This is a genomic window from Mucilaginibacter sp. UYNi724, from assembly GCF_054057495.1.
The window spans coordinates 26,063-52,087 of record NZ_JBSRZI010000013.1; the positions used below are offsets into that span (position 1 = coordinate 26,063).

At 41.9% G+C, this 26,025-nt stretch carries 24 protein-coding genes and 5 tRNA genes; 6 read left to right on the forward strand and 23 right to left on the reverse strand.

The window, feature by feature from the left end; all coding sequences use genetic code 11:
* Positions 1–8 precede the first annotated feature (8 nt).
* A complete protein-coding gene (locus ACVW0P_RS17250) occupies positions 9–812 on the reverse strand; it encodes a polysaccharide biosynthesis/export family protein (protein ID WP_354428974.1) in 804 nt (267 codons plus the stop codon).
* A 224-nt stretch (positions 813–1,036) separates the two neighbouring features.
* Positions 1,037–1,429: an RNA-binding S4 domain-containing protein gene (locus tag ACVW0P_RS17255; RefSeq protein ID WP_457133174.1), complete on the reverse strand. Its 393-nt coding sequence runs from the start codon at positions 1,427–1,429 to the stop codon at positions 1,037–1,039.
* Positions 1,430–1,509: 80 nt separating this feature from the next.
* On the opposite strand from ACVW0P_RS17255, the gene ACVW0P_RS17260 reads away from it, so the two are divergent.
* The 6 genes from ACVW0P_RS17260 (at position 1,510) to miaA (ending at position 7,131) form a co-directional block, all read left to right on the forward strand.
* Positions 1,510–2,325 (forward strand): 2,3,4,5-tetrahydropyridine-2,6-dicarboxylate N-succinyltransferase, encoded by an 816-nt coding sequence (locus ACVW0P_RS17260; protein WP_457133175.1) that lies wholly within the window; start codon positions 1,510–1,512, stop codon positions 2,323–2,325.
* A gap of 71 nt (positions 2,326–2,396) precedes the next feature.
* Complete coding sequence (locus ACVW0P_RS17265; protein WP_457133176.1) at positions 2,397–3,422, forward strand: glycosyltransferase family 9 protein; 1,026 nt, start codon at positions 2,397–2,399, stop codon at positions 3,420–3,422.
* Entirely contained in the window at positions 3,415–3,981 is a 567-nt protein-coding gene (locus tag ACVW0P_RS17270) for an L-threonylcarbamoyladenylate synthase (protein ID WP_457133177.1), read from the forward strand. The genes ACVW0P_RS17265 and ACVW0P_RS17270 overlap by 8 nt, the downstream gene beginning before the upstream one ends.
* Positions 3,982–4,036: 55 nt before the next feature.
* Positions 4,037–5,449, forward strand: a complete 1,413-nt coding sequence (locus ACVW0P_RS17275) for a CCA tRNA nucleotidyltransferase (protein ID WP_457133178.1) — start codon at positions 4,037–4,039, stop codon at positions 5,447–5,449.
* Positions 5,450–5,486: 37 nt separating this feature from the next.
* Positions 5,487–6,128, forward strand: coding sequence for an IS1096 element passenger TnpR family protein (locus ACVW0P_RS17280; protein WP_457133179.1), 642 nt, complete (start codon positions 5,487–5,489; stop codon positions 6,126–6,128).
* A gap of 76 nt (positions 6,129–6,204) precedes the next feature.
* Positions 6,205–7,131 (forward strand): tRNA (adenosine(37)-N6)-dimethylallyltransferase MiaA, encoded by a 927-nt coding sequence (gene miaA / locus ACVW0P_RS17285; protein ID WP_457133180.1) that lies wholly within the window; start codon positions 6,205–6,207, stop codon positions 7,129–7,131.
* 241 nt (positions 7,132–7,372) lie between these two features.
* Here miaA and rfbA read toward each other — a convergent pair whose 3' ends face one another.
* From rfbA to rpsU, 21 genes are all read right to left on the reverse strand, one after another.
* Positions 7,373–8,239, reverse strand: coding sequence for a glucose-1-phosphate thymidylyltransferase RfbA (gene rfbA, locus ACVW0P_RS17290; RefSeq protein WP_457133181.1), 867 nt, complete (start codon positions 8,237–8,239; stop codon positions 7,373–7,375).
* A 100-nt stretch (positions 8,240–8,339) separates the two neighbouring features.
* On the reverse strand, positions 8,340–9,206 hold the full coding sequence (gene rfbD, locus ACVW0P_RS17295) for a dTDP-4-dehydrorhamnose reductase (RefSeq protein WP_457133182.1): 867 nt from the start codon (positions 9,204–9,206) through the stop codon (positions 8,340–8,342).
* 52 nt (positions 9,207–9,258) lie between these two features.
* On the reverse strand, positions 9,259–10,188 hold the full coding sequence (gene fcl / locus ACVW0P_RS17300) for a GDP-L-fucose synthase (protein WP_457133183.1): 930 nt from the start codon (positions 10,186–10,188) through the stop codon (positions 9,259–9,261).
* Between the two features lie 108 nt (positions 10,189–10,296).
* Positions 10,297–10,608: a DUF3467 domain-containing protein gene (locus ACVW0P_RS17305; protein ID WP_354428955.1), complete on the reverse strand. Its 312-nt coding sequence runs from the start codon at positions 10,606–10,608 to the stop codon at positions 10,297–10,299.
* 68 nt (positions 10,609–10,676) lie between these two features.
* A complete protein-coding gene (gene rpoC, locus ACVW0P_RS17310) occupies positions 10,677–14,963 on the reverse strand; it encodes a DNA-directed RNA polymerase subunit beta' (protein ID WP_354428952.1) in 4,287 nt (1,428 codons plus the stop codon).
* A gap of 122 nt (positions 14,964–15,085) precedes the next feature.
* Positions 15,086–18,889: a DNA-directed RNA polymerase subunit beta gene (gene rpoB / locus ACVW0P_RS17315; protein ID WP_457133184.1), complete on the reverse strand. Its 3,804-nt coding sequence runs from the start codon at positions 18,887–18,889 to the stop codon at positions 15,086–15,088.
* A 212-nt stretch (positions 18,890–19,101) separates the two neighbouring features.
* On the reverse strand, positions 19,102–19,485 hold the full coding sequence (gene rplL, locus ACVW0P_RS17320; RefSeq protein ID WP_457133185.1) for a 50S ribosomal protein L7/L12: 384 nt from the start codon (positions 19,483–19,485) through the stop codon (positions 19,102–19,104).
* Between the two features lie 57 nt (positions 19,486–19,542).
* Positions 19,543–20,061, reverse strand: coding sequence for a 50S ribosomal protein L10 (gene rplJ, locus ACVW0P_RS17325; RefSeq protein ID WP_354428946.1), 519 nt, complete (start codon positions 20,059–20,061; stop codon positions 19,543–19,545).
* A 2-nt stretch (positions 20,062–20,063) separates the two neighbouring features.
* The gene (gene rplA / locus ACVW0P_RS17330; RefSeq protein ID WP_354428945.1) at positions 20,064–20,762 is read right to left on the reverse strand and encodes a 50S ribosomal protein L1; all 699 of its coding nucleotides are present in this window, start codon (positions 20,760–20,762) and stop codon (positions 20,064–20,066) included.
* A gap of 23 nt (positions 20,763–20,785) precedes the next feature.
* The gene (rplK, locus tag ACVW0P_RS17335) at positions 20,786–21,229 is read right to left on the reverse strand and encodes a 50S ribosomal protein L11 (RefSeq protein WP_354428943.1); all 444 of its coding nucleotides are present in this window, start codon (positions 21,227–21,229) and stop codon (positions 20,786–20,788) included.
* A 177-nt stretch (positions 21,230–21,406) separates the two neighbouring features.
* Complete coding sequence (gene nusG, locus ACVW0P_RS17340) at positions 21,407–21,949, reverse strand: transcription termination/antitermination protein NusG (RefSeq protein ID WP_354428941.1); 543 nt, start codon at positions 21,947–21,949, stop codon at positions 21,407–21,409.
* A 13-nt stretch (positions 21,950–21,962) separates the two neighbouring features.
* Positions 21,963–22,157, reverse strand: coding sequence for a preprotein translocase subunit SecE (gene secE / locus ACVW0P_RS17345; protein WP_067059686.1), 195 nt, complete (start codon positions 22,155–22,157; stop codon positions 21,963–21,965).
* A 17-nt stretch (positions 22,158–22,174) separates the two neighbouring features.
* Positions 22,175–22,245 (reverse strand) — tRNA-Trp (locus tag ACVW0P_RS17350).
* Positions 22,246–22,367: 122 nt separating this feature from the next.
* The gene (tuf, locus tag ACVW0P_RS17355; RefSeq protein ID WP_354428939.1) at positions 22,368–23,555 is read right to left on the reverse strand and encodes an elongation factor Tu; all 1,188 of its coding nucleotides are present in this window, start codon (positions 23,553–23,555) and stop codon (positions 22,368–22,370) included.
* Positions 23,556–23,613: 58 nt separating this feature from the next.
* Positions 23,614–23,685: transfer RNA gene (locus tag ACVW0P_RS17360), tRNA-Thr, on the reverse strand.
* 85 nt (positions 23,686–23,770) lie between these two features.
* Positions 23,771–23,843 (reverse strand) — tRNA-Gly (locus ACVW0P_RS17365).
* Positions 23,844–23,926: 83 nt separating this feature from the next.
* Positions 23,927–24,007: transfer RNA gene (locus ACVW0P_RS17370), tRNA-Tyr, on the reverse strand.
* 64 nt (positions 24,008–24,071) lie between these two features.
* Positions 24,072–24,144 (reverse strand) — tRNA-Thr (locus ACVW0P_RS17375).
* 239 nt (positions 24,145–24,383) lie between these two features.
* Entirely contained in the window at positions 24,384–24,731 is a 348-nt protein-coding gene (gene hpf, locus ACVW0P_RS17380) for a ribosome hibernation-promoting factor, HPF/YfiA family (RefSeq protein WP_354428937.1), read from the reverse strand.
* Positions 24,732–24,743: 12 nt separating this feature from the next.
* Positions 24,744–25,658, reverse strand: a complete 915-nt coding sequence (locus ACVW0P_RS17385; protein WP_457133186.1) for a tyrosine-type recombinase/integrase — start codon at positions 25,656–25,658, stop codon at positions 24,744–24,746.
* A gap of 90 nt (positions 25,659–25,748) precedes the next feature.
* On the reverse strand, positions 25,749–25,943 hold the full coding sequence (gene rpsU, locus ACVW0P_RS17390) for a 30S ribosomal protein S21 (RefSeq protein WP_354428935.1): 195 nt from the start codon (positions 25,941–25,943) through the stop codon (positions 25,749–25,751).
* Between the last annotated feature and the right edge of the window lie 82 nt (positions 25,944–26,025).

Sequence of the window (26,025 nt, forward strand, 5' to 3'; positions counted from 1 at the left end):
GATAGATGCTATTTAAAGCGATAGATTAAAAAACCGATTACTGTTAACGCGCTCAAAATAATTGGTAAAATTCTGTAGGCTTGGTCACTTTGCGCGGCTTTTGCTTTACCCTGTTCAACGTAGATGACATCCCCTGAGTGAAGATAGTAGTAAGGCGAATTAAATACTTCCCTGTTGTTAAGGTTAACCCTTCCAAATTCTTTTTTTCCGTCGCTGTTATCCCTTATTATTAAAACATTTTCTCGTTTAGCATAAATTGTAAGGTCGCCGGCCATTGATAAAGCTTCGGGCAGGGTTACTTTTTCATTGGGTATAACATATACCGACGGACGGGCAACTTCACCCATAATGGAGATCTTGTAATTTAAAAACCTTACAGTAACTGTAGGCTCTTTAAGATAGGTAACTTTAAGCCTGTTTTTTATGGTATCGCGGGCTTGAGAAGTTGTAAGGCCGCCTACTTTAATAGAGCCTATGATAGGGAACTCAATTAAGCCGGACGCGTCTACAAGATAACCATTTGCAGCCGATAATGATGGTGTGATGTTTAACGTACCCGGATCCGGCGTAACCGGCGCTGCATTACTATATGGGTTAAAAAAACTGCTGGCTGCCGGGTTTAACGAACTAACGGGTATGGACAGTATGTCGCCGGGTTGTATTTTAGGAACGTAAACCTGCGATACGCTTATAGTATCTGACTGATTAATTCCTTTTTGAAAATAAACTATTTCTTTTTGAGAAACACAAGAAGATAATAATGCTGTAATACTTAAAAACAAACAAACGTTAAGGTAGATATTTTTTTTCATATGTTCTTCATGGTATTTGGGGCAAAAGTAGACTTTTTTATATAATTATCAACCATAATTAATTGGTTACCCTTATACAGCGTTACCATATTCCCATATAATACATATGTATTACCGATATTTATTGCTTTTATTACAATCAATGTTAGGTACAAAATGTAAAATTTATAAGGATGCCATAGTTGATGAGACCGATAAACACTTTAACAATTTAATTGTTTCAATTAATTAAAAAAATCGTCTTTTAAATCATCGATCTCACGACGGTCCCGTTTTGTTGGGCGGCCTGTGCCTCTGTCGCGGCTTAAAATAGGTGCGTGGAATGCAGATTTAAACGCATGCGTTTCTTCCTCAGGGGTGATGTCTTCATAAAACAAAACGGCTTTTTTGGCATCGGTACGGCTTTCCAGCAACCCGGTTACTTTTAATGTGCGCTTATCGGGGCCTTTAGAAACGGTGTACACTTCCCCTATCTTAACCTCGTGCGACGGTTTTATATTATTACCCTCCAGTTTCACACGCCCCGCCTTGCAGGCGTCAGACGCCATGGTACGCGTTTTAAACGCACGTATAGACCATAAATATTTATCAATTCTTAGTTTTTCTTTCTCAGCCATGGCGCTCTCTATATTCTTAACACTACTATCAAACAAATCTCCTTAAAATTCCTTTAATTTGACAAAATTTATATTCTGTAATGATCGACCTTAAAAAAATGATTGAGGATGCCTGGGATAACCGCAGCCTATTGAGTGAAAACGACTACATTAATGCCATAAATACCGTTATTGAGCGCCTTGATAAAGGTGAAATACGCGTTGCCGAACTGATTGGCACCCGCTGGCATACTAACGACTGGATAAAAAAAGCGGTTATATTATACTTTCCTACACGCACTATGGAAGAAATTAAAACCGGCCCGTTTGTGTTTCATGATAAAATGAAACTAAAAACTAACTATAAAGAACTTGGCGTACGCGTGGTACCGCATGCTATAGCCCGCTACGGCGCTTATTTAGCAAAAGGCGTTATCCTGATGCCATCGTACGTAAACATCGGCGCGTATGTTGATGAAGGTACCATGGTTGATACCTGGGCTACCGTAGGTTCATGCGCGCAAATTGGCAAGCATGTACATTTAAGCGGCGGCGTTGGTATTGGTGGTGTATTAGAGCCTGTGCAGGCTGCCCCTGTAATTATCGAAGATAACTGCTTCCTGGGCTCCCGTGCAATTGTAGTTGAAGGCGTACATGTTGAAAGCGAAGCCGTTTTAGGCGCTAACGTTGTGCTAACCGCATCTACCAAAATTATTGATGTAACCGGCCCCGAGCCAATTGAATATAAAGGCCGTGTACCTGCCCGCTCGGTAGTTATTCCGGGTTCATACACTAAAAAATTCCCTGCCGGCGATTATCAGGTGCCTTGTGCATTAATTATTGGTAAACGAAAAGATTCAACCGATAAAAAAACGTCTTTAAATGATGCTTTAAGGGAGAATAACGTAGCAGTATAATATATATATATATGAGATGTGAGATATTAGATTTGAGATTCGCTTTAGCATGTTCTTACAAAGCTTAGATTATGCAGCCTGTCTCAAATCTCATATCTCAAGTCTCAAATCCAAAAATTCTCATCCGCCTGCCTAACTGGCTTGGCGATGTGGTAATGAGTACCGCGTTTATTAATGCAGTAAAGCAGCTTTACCCCGATGCATCGATAGATGTAATCATCAAAAAAGAATTGGGAGGTATTGCCTCGCTTATCCCCGGTTTAAATAAGATCTACCTTTTTTCGAAACAAGAATACAAAGGCCTTGGCGGTGTTTATCGCTTTGGTAAAACCTTACGTGCGGAACATTACGATGTATTTTTTAACCTTCCTCACTCCCTTTCATCATTTGTGATGGCATGGACAACCGAGGCCAGACAACGCGTAGGTTTTAATAAGGAGGGCGGCATGTTCCTGCTAACACGGTCGTTTAAGAAACCTGTCAACCTGCATCGAGTGGATGAGTACGTTTACCTACTGGAACAATTCACAGGTAAGATCATCACCCACAAAACTATTAAGTTGGATGCCGTGCAAATTGGCGATGCTAAAGAAACTGTTATCATCAACTTCAATTCCGAAGCTTCATCACGCAGGATGCCCGTGGATAAAGGGCGCAGTATTATCAATACACTTACCAATACATTTAAAAATATTACCTTCTTATTTGTTGGCTCCCCAAATGAAACTGCATTTATTGATGAGTTACTGGCAGGCCTGGATAACAGCGACAGGTTACAAAACCTGGCGGGTAAAACCAATTTAAAAGGCCTTGCCGAAACCATGGCCGCAAGCAAAGCCGTTTTGACTACCGACTCCGGCCCGGCGCATCTTGCAAATGCTGTGGGTACACCTACCGTAGTTTTGTTTGGTGCTGGCGATGAAACCAACACCGCCCCCTACAATAAACAGAATTTGCAAATCATCCGTTATGGTGGGTTGATATGTGAGCCGTGCGTGCGCAATACCTGCAAATTATATGGGGTACCCAAGTGCATGGAAATGCTGGATGAAATAAAAATAATAAAAGCATTAAGTTTGTACCTCAATCATGCTTAAAGACGAAGTAAACAAGGCGCTAAAAATTGTGCAGGATGGCGGCATCATTCTGTACCCTACCGATACCATCTGGGGTATTGGCTGTGATGCTACCAACACCGATGCCGTAAAAAAGATCTACGCCCTTAAACAACGCGAGGAAAGTAAAAGCATGATCATCCTCCTGGATATCGACAATAAGCTGCAAACCTACATTGGCGAGGTGCCCGATATTGCTTACGACCTGATGGAATACGCCGAAAGCCCCCTTACCTTGGTGATGCCGGGCGCTAAAAATATTTCGCCCGCGCTGATTGCCGGGGATGGTAGTGTAGGCGTTAGGGTAACGAGCCACCCTTTTAGCCAGCAACTAATACAGCGTTTGCGCAAGCCTTTGGTAAGCACATCAGCCAATATAAGCGGCCAGCCATCGCCTGAATATTTTGGAAAAATAGACCAGGATATTATTGATGGGGTTGATTATGTGGTTGACATTGACCAGTATAGCACCGAGATAAAGAAGCCATCAACCATCATGAGGTTGAACCCAAATGGCGGTTTCGAATTTATTCGCCGTTAATTTTTATATAATCGCTAAATTTGCGGCGCAATACAAGCCTGTTCGCAGCATCCTTATGAAACAACACCTGCAACATCCGGTATTTTCTGTTATTTCTAAACTTGCTGCCGAACAAAATGTACAGGCCTACGCAATTGGCGGTTACGTGCGTGATATTTTCCTTAATCGCCCCTCTAAAGACATCGATATTGTAATTTTAGGTAATGGGATAGAATTTGCAGAAGCAGTAGCCGCAAAGTTAAACGTTAAGGTATCGGTATTTAAAAACTTTGGTACTGCCATGCTGCGCTACCAGGATGTTGAGGTTGAATTTGTAGGCGCCCGCAAAGAAAGCTACCGTTCAGACTCGCGAAAGCCAATTGTTGAAAATGGAACGCTTGAGGACGACCAAAAACGTCGCGATTTCACCATAAATGCACTCGCGATCGCCCTGCATAGTTCGCAATTTGGGGAATTAATAGACCCTTTTGGTGGCATTGCAGACCTTGAGGCAAAACTCATCCGTACCCCGTTAAACCCCGTCGAAACTTTTTCTGACGATCCGCTCCGCATGATGCGGGCTATCCGGTTTGCCAGTCAACTTGATTTTACAATCGACGACGAAGCAATTGCTGCCATCAAAAGCAACCTGCACCGCATAAAGATCGTATCGCAGGAACGCATAACCGACGAATTGAACAAGATCATCCTGTCACCCAAACCATCAATAGGTTTTAACTACCTGTTTGATACCGGGATGCTAAATATCATATTCCCACAGATGGTTGCGCTTTACGGCGTAGAGATCATCAACGGCAAAGGGCATAAGGATAACTTTTACCATACCCTGCAGGTGCTCGATAACATCTGCGAAACTACCGATGACCTTTGGCTGCGCTGGTCGGCTATATTGCATGATATTGCCAAGCCGCCAACCAAACGCTTCGAACCAAGCCACGGGTGGACGTTTCACGGGCATGAGGACAAAGGCGCACGTATGGTCCCCAAGATCTTCGCGCAGCTAAAGCTGCCGCTTAACGAGAAAATGAAACTGGTGCAAAAGCTGGTGCAGCTGCATTTGAGGCCAATCGTACTGTCGCAATCTATCGTTACAGATTCTGCGGTGCGCCGATTATTGTTCGAGGCCGGCGATGACATAGAAGCACTGATGCTACTATGCAAGGCAGATATTACTACTAAAAACGAATATAAGGTTAAAAAATACCGCAACAACTTTGAACTGGTACAGCAAAAGCTGAAAGATGTTGAAGAACGCGATAATATCCGTAACTGGCAGCCGCCGGTAACCGGGCTGGATATCATGCAGCTTTTTGGTATTGGCGAAGGGCGCGAGGTGGGTATTATTAAAAATAAGATCCGCGAAGCGATACTGGAAGGCGAGATCCCGAACCAACGCGAAGCAGCAATAAACTTTACAATTGCAAAAGGGCAAGAAATTGGCTTGAAAGTTGTTGCAAACACAAATTAATCATCATTACTATTTTTGACAAAAAACTACTTATAAAATGGCACTATACAGGTTCAGGGTTACTTTTGAAGATTATGACGACGTTTCCCGGGATATCGATGTAAAATCTAACCAAACATTCGAAGATCTTCATAAGGCGATACATCAGTCTACAGGTTATAGCCCCGAATTTCCGTCCTCTTTTTATATCAGCAACGACCAATGGATGAAGGGTGAAGAGATCACCTACATGCCAAACCAAAAACGTATCGACCGTAAGGTGCCGTTGATGGAAAAAATAAAATTGAGCAGCTTTATTGACGATCCGCACCAAAAATTCTACTATACCTTCAATTTCGACAGGCCATTTGATTTTCATGTGGAGCTGATGAAAATTATACTTGACGACGCGCCGGGTGTTACCTACCCTGCTGTTGTACGTTCGGTTGGCGAAGCGCCTAAGCAATTTGGCAATGTATTTAACCCTGCTGTTGAAACAGTTGAGGCGCCAGACGGGGATTTCGATTTCTTGAATGAAATGGCATATAACCATGATGACGCTGACGAATTTTCTGAAGTAACCGATACCGGTGCCGGAGACGAAGAAGAAAAGAAAGAAGAGGAAGAAGGAGACGAATTTGGCTTTGGCGATGATGCTGAATTTGAGGACGAAGATAAACCCGGCCGCGACGATTATTAATGGTCGACAACCTATAGTTCATGGTTCATAGTAAACCCTAAAATATTAACGTGGCAATTACCATGATCTATCAACTATGAACCATCAACTCACAAATAAAACCCTTATTGTAATTTCCGGCCCTACGGCGTCAGGTAAAACCGCGGCGGCTATTAGCCTGGCGCAACATTTTAATACGGTTGTTGTTTCTGCAGATTCCAGGCAATTTTTTCGCGAAATGTCTATCGGCACAGCTAAACCTAATAATGATGAATTGGGTGCAGCTGTGCATTATTTTATTAATTCGCATAGTATAACCGAGCCATTCTCCGTAGGCGATTTTGAGCGCGAGGGAATGAAGCTCCTCACGGGATTATTTGAGAAACACGATGTGGTTATTATGGCAGGTGGCTCTGGCTTGTACATCCGCGCCATTACCGAAGGATTTGATGAATTGCCTACGGCTGACCCCGACATTCGCGACCGTCTGAATACCGAGCTTGCCGAAAACGGTATCACAGCCCTCCAGGATCGATTAAAGGCAATAGACCCGTCATATTACACCGAAGTTGACATCAATAACCCACAGCGCGTTATAAGGGCACTGGAGGTTTTTGACGCTACAGGAACGCCTATCTCGTTCTATCGCACTGCTAACACTTATAAGCGGCCTTTTGACATTATCAAGTTTGGTTTGGATATGGAACGTTTGCAATTGTATAATAGGATAAACCGCCGGGTAGATATAATGGTGAAAGATGGTTTATTAGAGGAAGTTGCCGCACTAAAACCATTTCGCGAATACAACGCCCTAAACACCGTGGGTTACTCAGAATTGTTCGATTTTTTTGACGGCAAAACCGATATGGATACCGCTATCGACAAGATCAAACAAAACACCCGCCGCTTTGCCAAAAGGCAACTCACCTGGTTTCGTAAAGATAAAGAAGTGATCTGGATGGATGCAAGCGACGAAAAGCTTGTGGACAATATACTGTTGGAGATTGCCAACAAGAATATTTAACTTATTGTTTATCATGCTTGTTCACGTTCACGCATGAACACACTGTGTATTTACCGCAAGTAGCTGATTGTTAGTGATTTGCGTTTTAAGCTCGCAAAAATTGTCTATATATAGTTGATTACAAGCGAGTTATAAAAACAAAATTGCGTGAACATTTGGACAAATGTTGAAATCCTTCCTGAGCTACAGTATGTTTTAAGAGCTACTTTACTTCTACTCATCACTTTTACTTGATCTTAGGTTACCTGTTATCCAGCACCGATTGGATATATACCCCATAACCGCTTTTGATGTACTTATTTGCCAATACTTGTAGTTGTTCGGCATTTATGTAGCCCATCAGGTAGGCAACTTCTTCTATACATCCAATCTTTTTTGCCTGGCGTTTTTCTATCACGCGCACAAACTCGGTGGCATCGCTTAGCGAATCAAATGTGCCGGTATCCAGCCAGGCTGTGCCCCTATCCATAACACCTACATGCAAATTGCCCTGTTCCAGGTAAACACGGTTCAAGTCGGTTATCTCGTATTCGCCACGTGGGGATGGCTGTATATTTTTAGCTATTTCTACGACGCTGTTATCATAAAAGTAAAGCCCCGGTACCGCAAACTTTGATTTTGGTTTTTCAGGTTTCTCTTCGATAGATACGGCAATATTATCCTTATCAAACTCCACCACACCATAACGCTCGGGGTCGGCAACCGGGTATGCAAATATGGCAGCGCCGTTTACATCATTAAAGCTTTGGATCAGTTTACTAAAGCCCGAGCCGTAAAAGATATTATCGCCCAAAACCAGCGCTACTTTATCATCACCAATAAATTTCTCGCCTATGACAAAAGCCTGAGCAAGTCCGTTTGGTGTTTCTTGTATTGCGTATTCAAAGCGGCAGCCTATCTCTTCACCGTTACCTAAAAGGCGCACAAAGCCGGGGTTATCTTCGGCTGTAGTAATGATTAATATCTCGTTTATACCGGCCAGCATCAAAACCGATAGCGGGTAATAGATCATCGGCTTATCATAAATAGGCATCAGCTGCTTACTTATAGCCTTTGTTATCGGGTAAAGCCTTGTGCCCGATCCGCCTGCTAATATGATACCTTTCATATGAAGATAATTAGTGATTTATTAATTTAGTAATTGCTGCGACGAACTGGTGCCAGGTGCCCGTCATCATTTCGCATCTGCACATCTGTAATCTGCACATCTATAAGTTTTGTTGTCTTAACCTGCCAATGCAAACTGCAAGGCTGTCCCTCCAATACGGAATTTGTAGCCCAAATGTTTGTTTTACCTTACTTTTATCCATTACCGAATACGCAGGCCTTACCGCGCGTGTTTTGTATTCGCTGGTTGGCACCGGTATAACCTTCACATCAGTTGCCGAAAGTTGGAATATAGCCTTGGCGAAGTCGTACCAGGATGCGATGCCCTCGTTGCTGTAATGATAAACCCCATATGCCGTGCTATCCGACTGGATAATATGAATGATGGTTTCCGCAAGGTCTATAGCGTAGGTTGGCGTACCTGCCTGGTCGGCAATTACTTTAAGTTCGTCGCGTTCGGCACCAAGCTTAAGCATGGTTTTTACAAAGTTATTTGCAAATTCGGAGTACAACCACCCCGTACGAATGGTGAAATATTTATCCAGTAAAAGCGGGATCACACGCTCGCCATCCAGTTTAGTTTGGCCGTAAACGTTTATGGGTTTAGCTTCACTGTCTTCTTTTAGTGGAGACGACTTATCGCCCTTAAATACAAAATCGGTAGAGGTATGAATAAGCGTGGCGTCGTACTTGCTGCATAACCTTGCCAGGTTTTCTACCCCGGTTACATTTACTTTAGCGGCGGTTTCGGCATCGTCTTCGGCTTTGTCTACAGCCGTGTATGCGGCGCAGTTAATCGCGTAATCGGGCTGATGTTCGGTGAATAATTTCTCCAAACTTTCAACGTCTAATATATTGGCCCGGCCCTCTTCGGGGAAGATGAAAAAATTTAAACCCCTATCGGCGACAAGCCTTTTAAAACATTGCCCTAACTGGCCCGAAGCACCAAAAACGATTGTTTTACTCATATAGCGCTAATATGGATAAGCTTTTGCAATAATGCAATTTGCTAAACTCTTACTATTTATTTTTGCTCAGAAAATCAGCGTATGCCAGGCGGATGCCGTCTTCCAGTTCTGTTTTATACGTCCACCCCTTTTTGGCCAGTTTTGACACATCCATCAGTTTGCGTGGCGTGCCATCGGGTTTGGTGCTATCAAAAGTTAACTCGCCTTCGTAACCTATAATCTTTTTAATGAGCAGGGCAAGATCCTTTATCGTGATCTCTTTACCGCTGCCAATATTGATAAAACCGGCTTCGTCAAAATTCTGCATCAGGTAGTAGCAAGCTTCAGCAAGATCATCGGCAAACAAAAACTCGCGTAGTGGCGAGCCGCTTCCCCAAATCACAACCTCGGGTGTGCCGTTCTCTTTAGCCTCGTGAAACCTGCGGATAAGCGCCGGTAACACATGCGAATTTTGCGGATGATAGTTGTCGTTAAGGCCATACAAATTGGTAGGCATAACCGATATAAAGTTACTGCCATATTGCGCGCGGTAAGCATCGCACATTTTAATACCCGCTATTTTAGCGATGGCATAAGGCTCGTTTGTAGGCTCGAGCAATCCGGTTAATAAGGCATCTTCATGCAAAGGTTGCGGCGCCAATTTTGGATAGATACAACTCGACCCCAAAAACATCAGCTTTTTAACACTGCTGACATGCGCCGAGTTGATAATGTTATTTTGGATCTGCAGGTTATCGTACAAAAATTCGGCGCGATAGGTATTATTGGCTACAATGCCACCTACCTTAGCTGCTGCCAAAAAAACGTAGTCGGGTTTTTCCTGCTCAAAAAAGGCCGTAACAGCAGGCTGGTCGCGCAGGTCAAGGTCGGCAGACGTGCGGGTAACAAAGTTTGTAAACCCCTCAGCCTGCAACTTACGCATAATAGCAGACCCCACCATACCCCTATGCCCTGCTATGTATATTTTATCGTCTTTTTTCATTTGGTTGGTTCATTGGTTCATTAGCTCATTAATTCATTGGCAATATACAGTGAATATTAAGTGAACTTTACACTAATAAACCAATGAACAAGTGAACTAACTAATTACTTACGCTTGCCCCATAGTCCCGCCAAAATTCATCGGGAAACCGGTTGGTTCGTTCTGGATCTTGATGCGGCCATTAGCGGCTTCAAATTTTTCTAAATTATCTTCTAATGCGGCTAACAAACGCTTAGCATGTTCTGGTGTAAGCACAATGCGCGATTTTACTTTTGCCTTTGGTACACCCGGCATCACCCGGATAAAATCTAATACAAACTCCGAACTGGAATGAGTTATAATAGCCAGGTTGGCGTAAACACCTTCTGCCACCTCTTCGGTAAGTTCGATGTTGATCTGGTTTTCGTTTTGTTCTTCCATAATTGTATAAAAATAGCAAAGCCTCCCGTTTTCACAGAAGGCTTTGCAAAAGTATTTAAAAATACTGATTAAGCTTCTACTTCCTCAGTTTTTGAAGCCATCAGGCGATCAAACTCTTCCTGAGAACCTACACGGATGTTTTCGTATTCGCGTAAACCGGTTCCTGACGGAATTAAGTGACCAACAATAACGTTTTCTTTCAGGCCAAGCATTAAATCTTTCTTACCTGCTATGGCTGCTTCGTTCAGTACTTTTGTAGTTTCCTGGAACGATGCCGCTGAGATGAACGATTTGGTACCTAATGATGCTCTTGTGATACCTTGTAACATCGGGCTCGACGTTGCTGCAATAGCATCCCTAACTTCAACTAAAGCTAAATCTTTACGTTTCAGGATAGAGTTTTCGTCCCTTAGTTTCCTCAATGATATGATCTGGCCAGCTTTTAAAGATGCTGACTCACCCGGCTCAACAACAACTTTCTTGTCGAACATCTCATCATTTTCGGTCATGAAATCCCAGCTGTCAACTGCTTCCCTTTCAAGGAAACGGGTATCGCCGGCATCTTCAATGGCAACTTTCTGCATCATCTGGTGAACAATCACCTCAAAGTGCTTATCGTTAATTTTCACACCCTGTAAGCGGTAAACTTCCTGGATACCGTTAACAAGATACTCTTGTACTGCAGCAGGGCCTTTAATTGCAAGGATATCTGCCGGAGAGATAGAACCATCAGACAATGGCATACCTGCTTTAACAAAGTCGTTATCCTGTACAAGGATGTGTTTAGACAATGGCACAAGGTATTTTTTTACCTGTCCGTCTTTACTTTCGATAGTCATTTCGCGGTTACCACGTTTAACGCCACCTAAAGTTACCACACCATCAATCTCGGTTACTACAGCCGGGTTAGATGGGTTACGTGCTTCGAATAACTCTGTTACACGTGGTAAACCACCTGTAATATCTCGCGTTTTACCGGTTGAACGAGGAATTTTAGCAATAACCTGCCCTGTTTGTAGTTTCTCACCTTCTTCAACAGAAATGTGGGCACCTACCGGGATGTTGTAACCTTTAATGATGTTACCTTTTGTATCGGCTATCTGTATAACAGGGTTTTTAGTTTTATCCCTGGTGTCGATAATTACCTTTTCGCGGTGACCGGTCTGCTCATCACTTTCCTCGCGGAATGTGATACCTTCCAATACTGCCTCGAATGTGGTGATACCGGCAAATTCAGAGATAATAACCGCATTGTACGGATCCCATGAACATATACGTTCGCCTTTAGTAATGTTAGCACCATCCTTGATATACAGGTATGAACCGTATGGGATGTTGTTGGTAACAATAACTTTATTTGTACCGGTTTCGATGATACGGAACTCGCCTGAACGACCCAATACTACGTCAACTATACCTTCTTCTGTTTTGTATTCTACTGTACGTACGTTCTCAAATTCGATAACACCATCAAATTTAGCATTGATCTGAGACTCGGCAGCGATGTTAGACGCCGTACCACCCACGTGGAATGTACGTAACGTTAACTGTGTACCCGGCTCACCGATCGACTGTGCAGCAATTACACCTACAGCCTCGCCCATTTGCACGCGTTTACCGCTTGCAAGGTTACGGCCATAACATAATGCACATACTCCACGTTTGCTTTCGCATGTTAATACCGAACGGATCTCAACACCCTCTAAAGGTGAGTTCTCTACTCTTTTACCGATCTCTTCGGTGATATCTTCACCAGCTTTGATCAATAATTCGTTAGTGATAGGGTCATGTACATCATGTAATGTAGTACGGCCCAGGATACGGTCATATAACGGCTCAACAACATCCTCGTTATCTTTTAATGCAGTTGTGTAAATACCTCGCAGGGTACCACAATCAACCTCACCTACGATCATGTCTTGCGCAACATCATGCAACCTACGGGTTAAGTAACCAGCATCCGCAGTTTTTAACGCTGTATCCGCCAAACCTTTACGCGCACCGTGGGTAGAGATAAAGTACTCTAATACCGATAATCCTTCTTTAAAGTTAGATAAGATCGGGTTTTCGATGATCTCACCACCCGAACCTGATTTTTGAGGCTTAGCCATCAAACCACGCATACCCGCAAGCTGACGGATCTGCTCTTTAGAACCACGTGCACCAGAGTCAAGCATCATGTAAACCGAGTTGAAGCCCTGGTTATCGTTGCTCAGGATGTTCATCACATTCGCGGTTAAGCGGTTGTTGATACGTGTCCAGATATCGATAATTTGGTTGTAACGCTCGTTGTTGGTAATGAAACCCATGTTATAGTTACCCATAACATCTTCCACTTCTTTAGAAGCCTGGGCAATTAAAGTCACTTTTTCTTCAGGGATATTAATATCCTTCAGATTAAATGATAAACCACCCTGGAATGCCATAAGGAAACCTAACTCCTTAATATCATCAAGGAACTGGGCAGCGCGTGCCATACCGGTTATTTTAACCACCTCGCCAATAATATCACGTAATGATTTTTTGGTCAATAGTTCGTTAATGTAACCTACTTCTTCGGGCACGTGTTGGTTAAATAACACACGACCTACGGTAGTTTCAATTATTTTAGATACGATTACACCATCGCGATCTTTAATTTTTCCTTTAACCTTGATAAAGGCGTGCAGGTCGATCTTTCTTTCGTTATAAGCGATGATCACCTCTTCAGACGAGTAGAATGTTAGATCCTGGCCTTTTACCACACGTCCTTCATCTGTTTTACGGCCTTTGGTTATGTAGTACAAACCAAGCACCATGTCTTGCGAAGGTACTGTAATGGGGGTACCATTTGCAGGGTTCAAGATGTTGTGTGATGCAAGCATTAATACCTGGGCTTCCAAAATTGCTGCGTTACCAAGTGGTACGTGCACAGCCATCTGGTCACCATCAAAATCCGCGTTGAAGGCGGTACAGGTTAACGGGTGCAATTGTATTGCCTTACCTTCTACCAGTTTTGGTTGGAAAGCCTGGATACCTAACCTGTGCAGCGTTGGCGCACGGTTTAGTAATACAGGGTGGCCTTTTAATACGTTTTCCAAAATGTCCCAAACTAATGGGTCTTTACGGTCAACTATTTTCTTTGCAGACTTTACTGTTTTAACCACACCACGCTCTATCATCTTACGAATGATAAATGGTTTGAATAACTCAGCAGCCATATCTTTTGGCAAACCACACTCGTGCAGTTTTAAATTAGGGCCTACAACAATTACCGAACGTGCCGAGTAATCCACACGTTTACCAAGTAAGTTTTGACGGAAACGACCTTGTTTACCTTTCAGGATATCTGAAAGTGATTTTAGGGCACGATTACCTTCGGTTTTTACCGCGTTAACTTTACGTGAGTTGTCAAATAACGAATCTACAGCTTCCTGTAACATACGTTTTTCGTTACGTAATATAACTTCCGGTGCTTTTATCTCGATCAAACGTTTTAAACGGTTGTTACGGATAATTACACGGCGGTATAAATCGTTCAGATCGGAAGTAGCGAAACGGCCACCTTCCAATGGTACCAACGGGCGCAATTCCGGCGGGATAACCGGAACGATCTTAACAATCATCCAAGATGGGTTATTCTCGATACGGGTAGCTGCACCGCGGAAAGCCTCAACAACCTGCAAGCGTTTTAGCGCTTCGTTTTTACGTTGTTGTGAAGTTTCGTTAGCTGCCTGGTGGCGTAGGTTGTATGAAAGCTCATCTAAATTGATGCGGCGCAACAATTCTTCTAATGCCTCGGCACCCATTTTAGCCACAAATTTTTGTGGATCTTTATCATCCAGGTATTGGTTTTCTTTTGGTAAAGTATCCAATATATCCAGGTATTCTTCTTCTGTCAGAAAATCCATTTTAGAGATTCCGTCAGATTCTTTAACACCAGGCTGTATAACTACATATCTTTCGTAATAGATGATCAGGTCTAACCGTTTTGTTGGTAAGCCCAGTAAGTAGCCAATTTTGTTTGGTAACGAACGGAAATACCAGATGTGCGCAACAGGCACCACCAAATTGATGTGGCCCATACGCTCGCGGCGTACCTTTTTCTCAGTTACTTCAACACCACAACGGTCACACACTATACCCTTGTAACGGATACGTTTGTATTTACCACAGTGGCATTCGTAATCTTTAACCGGACCGAAAATACGCTCGCAGAACAAACCGTCACGCTCGGGTTTGTAGGTACGGTAGTTAATGGTCTCAGGTTTCAAAACCTCACCGCTTGAACGCTCAAGGATAGACTCCGGAGAGGCTAAACTGATGGTAATTGTGGTGAAATTACTCTTGATTTTATTATCCTTTTTGTAAGACATAGTCTACTTTGATTTTTAAAGTTGATGAAAGGTTGGAATGTTGCAAAGTTGAAATGTTGTAAGGTTAGAATGTTTTGGCGTTAACCTTTCAACATTCAAACCTTACAACTTTACAACAACCTTTATTCTAATGTGATATCCAAACCTAAACCTCTTAACTCATGAATCAATACATTGAATGATTCAGGAACTGATGGGGTAGGCAAGTTTTCACCTTTAACAATAGCTTCATAAGTTTTGGCACGGCCAACAACATCATCCGATTTAACGGTTAATATTTCCTGCAGTATGTTTGATGCACCAAATGCCTCCAATGCCCAAACCTCCATCTCACCAAAACGCTGACCACCAAACTGGGCTTTACCACCCAATGGCTGTTGTGTAATAAGTGAGTATGGCCCGATAGAACGCGCGTGCATCTTATCATCAACCATGTGGCCCAATTTAAGCATGTAGATAATACCTACAGTTGTTTGCTGGTCAAAACGGTCGCCTGTTAAACCATTGTATAAATAGGTACGGCCAGATTCCGGTAAGTTTGCCTTTTTAACCCACTCCTCTACTTCGGTATGGCTCGCACCATCAAAAATAGGGGTTGCGAATTTTACACCAAGTTCTTTACCTGCCCAACCTAATACTGTTTCATAGATCTGGCCAAGGTTCATACGTGAAGGTACACCCAATGGGTTCAACACAATATCAACCGGGGTACCATCTTCTAAGAAAGGCATGTCCTCGTCACGTACAATACGTGCAACAATACCTTTATTACCGTGGCGGCCCGCCATTTTATCACCTACTTTAAGCTTACGCTTTTTAGCGATGTAAACTTTAGCCATTTGTACGATACCTGATGGAAGCTCATCACCTACACTAATGGCAAACTTATCGCGACGGTAAGCACCCAGTTCTTCGTTCACTTTAATGTTATAGTTGTGAAGCAAAGTTTTTATCTGGTCGTTCTTATCATCATCAGTTGTCCATTTTGTTGGGTTGATGCTTTCGTAGCTAAGCTCAGCCAAAATTTTCTGGGTAAACTTAACGCCTTTAGCTACAAACAGCTCTTTGTAAACATTGTAAACACCTTGTGATGTTTTGCCGTTAACTATCTCAAATAATTTCTCGATAAGAGTATTCTTAAGATCTTTTACAGCTTTATCATGTTTAGCATCAAGTTTTTCAATTTGAGCTTTTTCTTCCGCCTTAGTGGTTTTCTTAGCACGAGAGAATAATTTTGTATCGATAACAACACCCGCAATTGACGGCGGAGTTTTTAAAGATGCATCCTTAACATCACCTGCTTTATCACCAAATATGGCACGTAACAATTTCTCTTCCGGTGAAGGGTCTGATTCACCTTTCGGTGTGATCTTACCTATCAGGATATCGCCTTCTTTAACCTCAGCACCTACACGGATAATACCGTCTTCGTCAAGGTCTTTAGTAGCTTCTTCTGATACGTTAGGGATATCCGGTGTCAATTCCTCTTCGCCACGTTTTGTATCGCGCACTTCAAGTTCAAATTCTTCAACGTGAAGTGATGTAAATATATCCTGAGATACTACACGCTCAGATATTACGATCGCATCCTCAAAGTTGTAACCTTGCCAAGGCATGAATGCCACTTTAAGGTTACGGCCTAAGGCAAGCTCACCATTCTGGGTTGCGTAGCCCTCACAAAGTACTTCACCCTTAGTAACTCTTTGACCTTTCTTAACAATCGGTTTCAAGTTAATGGTAGTACTTTGGTTGGTCTTTTTAAATTTAGTTAACAAGTAGCTTCTTGTATCGCCATCAAAAGATATAAGACGATCAAGGTCGTTACGGTCATACTTGATTTTGATCTCGGTAGCATCAACATACTCAACCACACCATCGCCTTCGGCGTTGATAAGGGTACGAGAATCTTTTGCCACACGGCCTTCCAAACCTGTACCTACAATTGGCGCCTCGGGGCGTAACAATGGTACAGCCTGGCGTTGCATGTTAGACCCCATCAATGCACGGTTAGCATCATCATGTTCCAGGAAAGGAATTAATGAAGCCGCGATAGATGTGATCTGATTTGGCGCAATATCCATCAAGTCTAACTTATCCGGGTCGATAATAGGGAAGTCACCTTCAAAACGTGCTTTAACACGTGGGTTGGCAAACACACCTTTATCATCATAGTAAGCGTTAGCCTGGCCAATGGTTTTACCATCTTCATCTTCTGCAGATAGGTAAATAACCGGCTCGTTAACCTGTACTACACCTTCAACCACACGTTTGTACGGGGTTTCGATGAAGCCTAAGTTATTGATCTTTGCGTGTACACAAAGTGATGAGATCAAACCAATGTTCGGTCCTTCGGGGGTTTCGATAGTACACAACCTACCGTAGTGGGTGTAGTGAACGTCACGAACCTCGAAACCTGCACGCTCACGCGACAGACCGCCGGGGCCTAAGGCTGACAGACGACGCTTGTGCGTAATCTCTGCCAGTGGATTGGTTTGGTCCATAAACTGTGATAACTGGTTTGTTCCGAAGAACGAGTTGATCACAGATGATAGTGTACGTGCATTGATCAGGTCGGTTGGTGTGAACACTTCGTTATCACGAATATTCATACGCTCGCGGATGGTACGGGCCATACGCGCTAAACCAACACCAAATTGTGCGTAAAGTTGCTCACCAACGGTACGAACACGACGGTTAGACAAGTGATCAATATCATCCACCTCAGCTTTTGAGTTGATCAATTTGATCAGGTATTTCACAATCGCGATGATATCCTGTTTGGTTAATACTTTTGTTTCATCAGAAGTATTCAACTTTAATTTACGGTTGATGCGGTACCTGCCCACATCGCCCAAATCATATCTTTTATCAGAGAAGAATAAACGATCGATGATACCACGTGCAGTTTCCTCATCAGGTGGTTCAGCGTTACGTAACTGGCGATAGATGTGCTCCACCGCTTCTTTCTCAGAGTTCGAAGTATCTTTTTGTAACGTGTTATATATAATAGTATAATCACCGCTGGTAGCAGCATCCTCTTTGTTAAGGATGATGGTTTTAACACCCGCGTCAATGATCATATCGATGTGATCGTCTTCCAATACGGTTTCGCGCTCAAGGATAATCTCGTTACGGTCAATAGATACCACTTCACCGGTATCTTCATCCACGAAATCTTCCACCCATTTTTTAAGCACCCTCGCAGCAAGCTTACGGCCAATGAATTTCTTCAAGCCGCTTTTGCTTACCTTAACTTCGTCTGCAAGCTCAAATAATTCTAATATATCTTTATCAGAATCATAGCCTATAGCACGTAGAAGCGTGGTAACCGGGAATTTCTTTTTACGGTCAATGTATGCATACATCACGTTATTAACGTCAGTAGCAAACTCAATCCACGAACCTTTGAAAGGTATAACACGGGCCGAGTATAATTTTGTACCGTTGGTGTGGCGGCTTTGGCCAAAGAACACACCTGGCGAACGGTGTAATTGAGATACAATTACGCGTTCGGCACCATTGATAACAAATGTACCTTTAGGCGTCATGTAAGGGATTGTACCCAAATAAACATCCTGTACAATTGTTTCAAAATCTTCGTGCTCGGCATCATTACATGATAAGCGAAGCTTTGCTTTTAATGGCACACTATAAGTTAATCCGCGCTCAATACACTCGCGTATATCGTAACGTGGCGGATCAATAAAATAATCAAGAAACTCTAAAACGAAGATGTTCCTTGAATCTGAAATAGGAAAGTTTTCGGCAAATACTTTAAACAACCCCTCTTTGTAGCGGTTGTCTGACGTGGTTTCCAATTGAAAAAATTCCTGGAAAGATTGTAACTGTACGTCCAGGAAATCGGGGTAATCAAGTACCTTTCTGCTGGTTGCAAAGTTTACTCTTTGGTTATTATTGTTTGCCAAGGTGTTATAATTTAATTTATTAAACCTGTATACTGTGTGAGAAATGAGATGAGATTTGAGGGCCTAAATTGAAACCTGTGTTTATCATTTGATAACGACGGCGGTTTCAAATCTCAGATCTAATGCCCTTAACCTTTTAGTAAAGTGTATAAACAGCAATAGACCCCGACCAAAAATGGTCGGAGTCTGATGCTATTTGGTGTTAGGTTAAATTATTTAACCTCAACTACTGCTCCAGCTTCTTCTAATTGAGCTTTCAAAGATTGAGCTTCTTCTTTAGTTACGCCGGTTTTAACCTCTTTAGGTGCACTGTCAACTAAATCTTTAGCTTCTTTCAAACCTAAGCCAGTTAAGTCTTTTACTAATTTAACAACTGCTAATTTTGAACCACCTGCTTCTTTCAGGATCACGTCAAATGCAGTTTGCTCAGCAGCAGCAGCAGGAGCGTCATCGCCACCACCAGCAGCCGGTGCAGCAGCAGCAGCTGCAGCAGCAGGCTCAATGCCATACTCGTCTTTCAAGATCTGAGCTAATTCGTTTACTTCCTTTACTGTCAAGTTTACCAACTGTTCAGCAAACGCTTTTAAATCCGCCATTTTATTTTATTTTTTTACTTAATTCTTTTTGTTTAATATCAAACTTAAAGGTGTTTGTTAACCTCTTTCTTGTAATGTTTTTACAACACCTGCTAAGATGTTTCCGCCTGATTGTAATGCAGAAATAACGTTTTTTGCTGGTGATTGTAGTAAGCCTATTATCTCGCCGATCAATTGTTCTTTTGACTTCAATTTGGTCAAAGTATCTAATTGATTATCGCCAATAAATATCGCTGAATCAATGTATGCTGCTTTTAAAAGCGGTTTGTCACCTTTTTTCCTTAACGCTTTGATCAACTTTGCCGGGGCAGTTGCTGATTTTGAGAAAAGTATTGATGAAGAACCTTTTAATACATCATATATCGGGGAAAAATCACCTTCTGCAGCTTCCATAGCTTTTTTGATCAAGCTGTTTTTTGCTACAAGCATGGTGATATCAGCCTCGAAACATTGACGACGGATATTATTCACTTTTGCAACTGTTAGATCAGCAGTATCAGTAATGTAAAAATTACCGTACTCTTTAATCTGATCAGCAAGGGCAAGAACAAGGTCGTGTTTTTCTTCTTTATTCATGATTAGATCCCCGTTACTGATTTAGTTTCAATTGTAATACCTGGCGACATTGTTGAAGAGATATGTATGCTCTTAAAATATGTGCCCTTTGCTGCTGATGGTTTTAATTTAGAGATAGTTTGCAAAACTTCTAATGCATTCTCATAAATTTTCTCAGCAGTGAAAGATGCTTTTCCTATTGAAGTGTGGATGATACCGGTTTTATCAACCTTGAAATCGATCTTACCACCTTTTACCTCAGTTACAGCTTTACCAACTTCTGGTGTTACTGTTCCTGATTTAGGGTTTGGCATAAGGTTACGCGGGCCCAATATACGACCCAAACGACCTACCTTAGCCATAACGCTTGGCATAGTAATGATAATATCAACATCAGTCCATCCGCTTTCAATCTTGGCAATATAATCATCCAAACCTACGAAATCCGCACCTGCATCTTTTGCTTCTTGTTCCTTATCAGGAGTACAAAGCACCAATACACGTACAGTTTTACCGGTTCCATGAGGCAATGTTGCAATACCACGTACCATTTGATTGGCTTTACGAGGGTCAACACCTAAGCGTACATCAATATCTACAGATGAGTCAAATTTGGTATTGGTTAATTCCTTTACCAGCGATGACGCTGCTTCTAATGTGTACGTTTTATTAGCCTCAATTTTGGAGAGTGCCGCTTTTTGATTTTTTGTTAATCTAGCCACTGTCTTTAACTGATTTGTATTAATTAATTATTCCAGGGTGCCGTACCTGATACGGTTATCCCCATACTGCGGGCAGTACCTGCCACCATTCTCATGGCTGATTCTACTGTAAATGCATTCAAATCAGTCATTTTATCTTTGGCTATTGTCTCAACCTGATCCCAATTTACATTGGCAACTTTTTTACGGTTGGGTTCAGCCGAACCACCCTTTAAGCCGGTAACTTCTAAAAGTTGTATTGCTACAGGGGGGGTTTTAATGATAAAATCGAAAGACTTGTCGACATAAACAGTAATAACTACAGGTAACACTTTACCAGGTTTATCCTGGGTACGTGCGTTGAACTGCTTGCAAAACTCCATAATGTTCACACCTTTTGCACCCAATGCTGGGCCAATTGGAGGAGATGGATTTGCAGCGCCGCCCTTCACTTGTAGCTTTACCATCGCACCGACTTCTTTTGCCATTTTGATTTGTTTTAATTATAACTCAATGTTAGTAAGTGGAAGCTAAGTAACATTTAAGATTGTTCTGGTGTCAAGTACTTAGTATCAAGTATCAGGATCCCTTATATTTTATTAATATATCGTTTGCGTATCTCTTGCGGCAATGTCTTGCTACTTGATACTAGCTACTTGATACTACTATTCTTTCTCTACCTGCATGTAATTCAATTCAAGCGGCGTACGGCGCCCGAAGATCTTTACCATAACTTTTAGTTTCTTTTTCTCTTCGTTAACCTCTTCAATTACACCGCTAAAACCGTTGAATGGACCGTCCATTACTTTAACGTTTTCTCCAACGTAATATGGCACGTTCATAGTTTCGCCTTGTGCGCTCATCTCATCAACCTTACCTAAAATACGGTTAACTTCGGCCTGGCGTAAAGGGATGGCATTACCTTGCTTATCGCCTAAAAAACCAATTACACTGTTCACATTTTTAATAATGTGTTCCAGTTCGCCGTCAAGTGAGGCCTCCATCAATACATAACCCGGGAAGTAATTGCGTTCTTTGGCAATTTTCTTTCCATCGCGCATTTGGTAATATTTTTCGGTTGGGATAAGTACCTGGGGTACCATGTGTGTAATTCCTAACCTGCTTACTTCAGCGTCTATATATTGTTTTACCTTTTTTTCTTTACCACTGATGGCCCTAACTACGTACCATTTTAATTGATCACTCATCTATTATATATAATTAGGTTAGTGAAGTATAAAACTGATTAAGCAAATAACCAATTATCTGGTCCATACCAAAAATGACCATAGCAATAATAATTGCAGCTATTAACACCAATACGGCGCTGTTTTGCAATTCTCTCCAGGTTGGCCAGGTTACTTTCTCGGTCAACTCGATGTATGATTCTTTAATATATTCAGCTACGCCTGCCATTTTATTAATTGCTTATGCACGGGAACAAGGATTCGAACCCTGATCAAAGGTTTTGGAGACCTCTATTCTACCGTTGAACTATTCCCGTGTATACTATCTCCAAAATTGGAGAAATTTGTTGTGTTTACTTATTGTGAATAAAGTACCGAGAAAAAAGTCCCGGTACTTTACACAAAAATTAACCGTTTATTCTGCCATAGGCAGATGTAATTATGCTACTATTTCAGTTACCTGACCAGCACCTACTGTCCTGCCACCTTCACGGATAGCGAAACGTAAGCCTTTTTCCATAGCGATAGCGTTGATCAATTTTACATTGATTGTAACGTTATCACCAGGCATAACCATTTCTACACCTTCAGCTAAGGTGATTTCACCTGTAACGTCTGTTGTACGGAAATAGAATTGCGGGCGGTATTTGTTAAAGAATGGCGTGTGACGGCCACCTTCTGCTTTTGATAATACGTAAACCTCTGCTTTGAAATCAGTGTGAGGGTTAACAGAACCTGGTTTACAGATAACCATACCACGACGGATATCAGTTTTCTCAATACCACGTAATAATAAACCTACGTTGTCACCAGCTTCGCCACGATCAAGGATCTTACGGAACATCTCAACACCAGTTACGGTTGATTTTAAGTTCTCAGCACCCATACCTAAGATGTCAACCTGCTCACCAGAGTTGATAACACCACGCTCGATACGACCGGTTGCAACAGTACCACGACCAGTGATCGAGAATACGTCCTCAACAGGCATCAAGAAAGGAAGCTCAGTTAAACGTGGAGGGATTGGAATGTAGCTATCTACAGCATCCATCAACTCCATAATTTTGCCTACCCATTGAGCATCGCCGTTAAGACCGCCTAATGCTGAACCTTGGATAACAGGGATATCGTCGCCAGGGAAATCGTAGAATGATAATAATTCACGGATCTCCATTTCAACTAATTCTAATAATTCTGGATCATCAACCATATCCACTTTATTCATGAATACAACCAATGAAGGTACACCTACCTGACGAGCCAAAAGGATGTGCTCGCGAGTTTGAGGCATTGGACCATCTGTAGCAGCAACAACAATGATTGCACCATCCATCTGAGCCGCACCTGTAACCATGTTTTTCACGTAATCCGCGTGACCTGGACAGTCAACGTGAGCGTAGTGACGGTTTGCAGTTGAATACTCAACGTGTGCTGTGTTGATAGTTATACCACGTTCTTTTTCTTCAGGAGCCGAGTCAATTGAATCAAATGAACGAGCTTCTGATAAACCTGCATCTGCTAACACTTTGGTTATAGCTGCAGTTAAAGTTGTCTTGCCGTGGTCAACGTGACCGATTGTACCGATGTTTAAGTGCGGTTTACTGCGGTCAAATTTTTCTTTTGCCATGATTTATATTTGTTTGTAGGTTAATTTATTCTTAAAAATTATAATCTATTAAATTATGAGCCAACAATGGGATTTGAACCCATGACCTCTTCCTTACCAAGGAAGTGCTCTACCCCTGAGCTACGTCGGCTTGTATTGTTCAGATCGCAGTTAGAAGTTATCAGTTCGCAGTTACCTGCTTGCTGCGAACCGTGCGCTGCTCACTTTTCTTTTAGAGCGGAAGAAGAGGTTCGAACTCTCGACCTATAGCTTGGAAGGCTATCGCTCTACCAACTGAGCTACTTCCGCAATTTTTTAAACTCCAAAAACTAAACTCTAAACCCTAAAACAAATTTTAAGATTTAGAATTTAGCATATCTGGATATTCATCGTGGGGGGAGAAGGATTCGAACCTTCGTAGCCGAAGCAGCGGATTTACAGTCCGCCCCATTTGACCGCTCTGGTATCCCCCCATTGTTGATTTCGGATTTACAATACTCAATTGGAAGCTAAGTACCGTATTTCCGAAATAAACAGAGCCTCCTATCGGGATCGAACCAATGACCTACTGATTACAAGTCAGTCGCTCTACCAGCTGAGCTAAGGAGGCTTAAATTGTTACCATCACCTATTTACCATTTCGGGCGTTTTGGTTTTTGACTGCAATTATTGCGCTATTTTTTTTCTTTTTAAAGAACCACCCTTTCAATAAACTGAGTGGCTGTTAAGCCCTCTCTGAAAGGGATTGCAAATCTACAAAAATTTAAGGCTGTACAAAATATTTTTGCAAAAAAAATCGGCAGGCTTTAAACCTGCCGATCCCCGCTTAGTTTTAGCGTTCATATATGCTTAAAAATCATCTTCTTCCGTAATAAGGGCCGCTTTTTTAGCAGCTTCGGCAGCTATAGATTTTTTTGTTTTATATTTTTCTATCTGCTTACGAAGGCTTTCAACCACCACATCGGTAGCTTCTTCAAACGTTTTGCACTTCTCTTTTGCAAAAATTTGGCTACCGGGCAGCAAAAGCTTTATCTCCGTTATCTTGTTTGCCTCGTCATCTACATTCTCTAATTTCAAATATACTTCACCACTTATGATGTTATCAAAAAAGGTCTCCAGTTTATCCACCTTTTTTTGTATAAAGTCCAATAATTTCTGATCTGCTGTAAAGTGAATAGATTGCGTGGTAATTTTCATTTTTCCTCCTTTTTATGCCTTTGGATGGGCTTGTTTATAAATAGATTTAAGTCGTTCTACTGAATTATGCGTATAAATTTGTGTAGCGCTTAAGTTAGCATGGCCCAACAACTCCTTTATCGCATTTAAATCGGCACCTTTATTTAACAGGCTGGTTGCAAACGTATGCCTTAACACGTGCGGGCTGCGTTTATCCTGAGTTGATATATATGACAGATACTTTTGCACTATTAAATATATAAGCTTTGGATATGCGCTTGCTCCTTTATTTGTAACGAGTAACGTTAAGGAATTGTTATGAAAATTTTCAGCTTTTTTTGCCTCATCATACCGTTTTAACAGTTGCATAAGCTCGTTATTAAGAGGTATTATCCTCTGTTTGTTGCGTTTACCTAAAACTTTAACAGTGGCTTCGTACCAATTAATGTCTTCATCTTTTATACCCGTAATTTCGGCAAGGCGCATGCCTGTGCCAAAAAGCATCTCGATAACCAATTTATCACGCAGGCCGTGAAAATCGTTAGTGAATATGCGCTCGTCACCGGTATCCATCCTACCGTCAAGCATACCCGTAAGTTTATCGCCGTCAACAATGGTTGGCAGGTTCTTGGGCACTTTTGGCGCCGTGATGCGCGATGTTGGGTTGGTGGTTATTACTTCCTCCTGCAATAAAAACTTAAAATATTTACGCAATGTGGCAATTTTGCGGTTAACAGAACGGGCCAGCAGCTTATTATCCATAAGGCCGACCATCCAATTGCGGATGTCGTGATGGGTAATTTCTGATGGATGGGTAACTTGTGGTGTGGTGTTGGGAGGGTTCAAAAAAAGCACGAACTGCTCCAGGTCGCTTCGGTAAGCTAATATAGTATGGGGCGAGTACCTTTTCTCAAAACTGATGTACTGTATAAACTTGTCTAAAAACATAAAAACTATTTGAACACCCAATAAATTGAATGTACAAATAGTTTTTTTATAGTGACAAGAAAATCTGTAAAATTCTTTTCCGGAGAGGAATTAAACAGCAGTTTCTAAATTCATATTCTGCTTGTAGATAGCATGTTTAATTTCATGCCTGCGGGTAATAGATTTTTTCTCGAAAGCCTGGCGACTGCGCAGTTCTCTTAAAACACCCGTTTTTTCAAATTTCTTTTTAAAGCGTTTTAATGCTTTGTCTAATGATTCGCCGTCTTTTACGTTAATAATGATCATAATTCCAAATACCTCCTTTCAGGGACGTCAAAGGTAGGAAATTACTTTTAATTCTGAAATACAATATTTTATATTTTTTAGG

Excerpts from the sequence above, each read along its gene's own strand:
- ACVW0P_RS17250 (WP_354428974.1), bottom strand. The coding sequence starts at position 812 with ATGAAAAAAAATATCTACCTTAACGTTTGTTTGTTTTTAAGTATTACA.
- ACVW0P_RS17255 (WP_457133174.1), bottom strand. The coding sequence starts at position 1,429 with ATGGCTGAGAAAGAAAAACTAAGAATTGATAAATATTTATGGTCTATA.
- ACVW0P_RS17260 (WP_457133175.1), top strand. The coding sequence starts at position 1,510 with ATGATCGACCTTAAAAAAATGATTGAGGATGCCTGGGATAACCGCAGC.
- ACVW0P_RS17265 (WP_457133176.1), top strand. The coding sequence starts at position 2,397 with ATGCAGCCTGTCTCAAATCTCATATCTCAAGTCTCAAATCCAAAAATT.
- ACVW0P_RS17270 (WP_457133177.1), top strand. The coding sequence starts at position 3,415 with ATGCTTAAAGACGAAGTAAACAAGGCGCTAAAAATTGTGCAGGATGGC.
- ACVW0P_RS17275 (WP_457133178.1), top strand. The coding sequence starts at position 4,037 with ATGAAACAACACCTGCAACATCCGGTATTTTCTGTTATTTCTAAACTT.
- ACVW0P_RS17280 (WP_457133179.1), top strand. The coding sequence starts at position 5,487 with ATGGCACTATACAGGTTCAGGGTTACTTTTGAAGATTATGACGACGTT.
- miaA (WP_457133180.1), top strand. The coding sequence starts at position 6,205 with ATGAACCATCAACTCACAAATAAAACCCTTATTGTAATTTCCGGCCCT.
- rfbA (WP_457133181.1), bottom strand. The coding sequence starts at position 8,239 with ATGAAAGGTATCATATTAGCAGGCGGATCGGGCACAAGGCTTTACCCG.
- rfbD (WP_457133182.1), bottom strand. The coding sequence starts at position 9,206 with ATGAGTAAAACAATCGTTTTTGGTGCTTCGGGCCAGTTAGGGCAATGT.
- fcl (WP_457133183.1), bottom strand. The coding sequence starts at position 10,188 with ATGAAAAAAGACGATAAAATATACATAGCAGGGCATAGGGGTATGGTG.
- ACVW0P_RS17305 (WP_354428955.1), bottom strand. The coding sequence starts at position 10,608 with ATGGAAGAACAAAACGAAAACCAGATCAACATCGAACTTACCGAAGAG.
- rpoC (WP_354428952.1), bottom strand. The coding sequence starts at position 14,963 with ATGTCTTACAAAAAGGATAATAAAATCAAGAGTAATTTCACCACAATT.
- rplL (WP_457133185.1), bottom strand. The coding sequence starts at position 19,485 with ATGGCGGATTTAAAAGCGTTTGCTGAACAGTTGGTAAACTTGACAGTA.
- rplJ (WP_354428946.1), bottom strand. The coding sequence starts at position 20,061 with ATGAATAAAGAAGAAAAACACGACCTTGTTCTTGCCCTTGCTGATCAG.
- rplK (WP_354428943.1), bottom strand. The coding sequence starts at position 21,229 with ATGGCAAAAGAAGTCGGTGCGATGGTAAAGCTACAAGTGAAGGGCGGC.
- nusG (WP_354428941.1), bottom strand. The coding sequence starts at position 21,949 with ATGAGTGATCAATTAAAATGGTACGTAGTTAGGGCCATCAGTGGTAAA.
- secE (WP_067059686.1), bottom strand. The coding sequence starts at position 22,157 with ATGGCAGGCGTAGCTGAATATATTAAAGAATCATACATCGAGTTGACC.
- tuf (WP_354428939.1), bottom strand. The coding sequence starts at position 23,555 with ATGGCAAAAGAAAAATTTGACCGCAGTAAACCGCACTTAAACATCGGT.
- hpf (WP_354428937.1), bottom strand. The coding sequence starts at position 24,731 with ATGAAAATTACCACGCAATCTATTCACTTTACAGCAGATCAGAAATTA.
- ACVW0P_RS17385 (WP_457133186.1), bottom strand. The coding sequence starts at position 25,658 with ATGTTTTTAGACAAGTTTATACAGTACATCAGTTTTGAGAAAAGGTAC.
- rpsU (WP_354428935.1), bottom strand. The coding sequence starts at position 25,943 with ATGATCATTATTAACGTAAAAGACGGCGAATCATTAGACAAAGCATTA.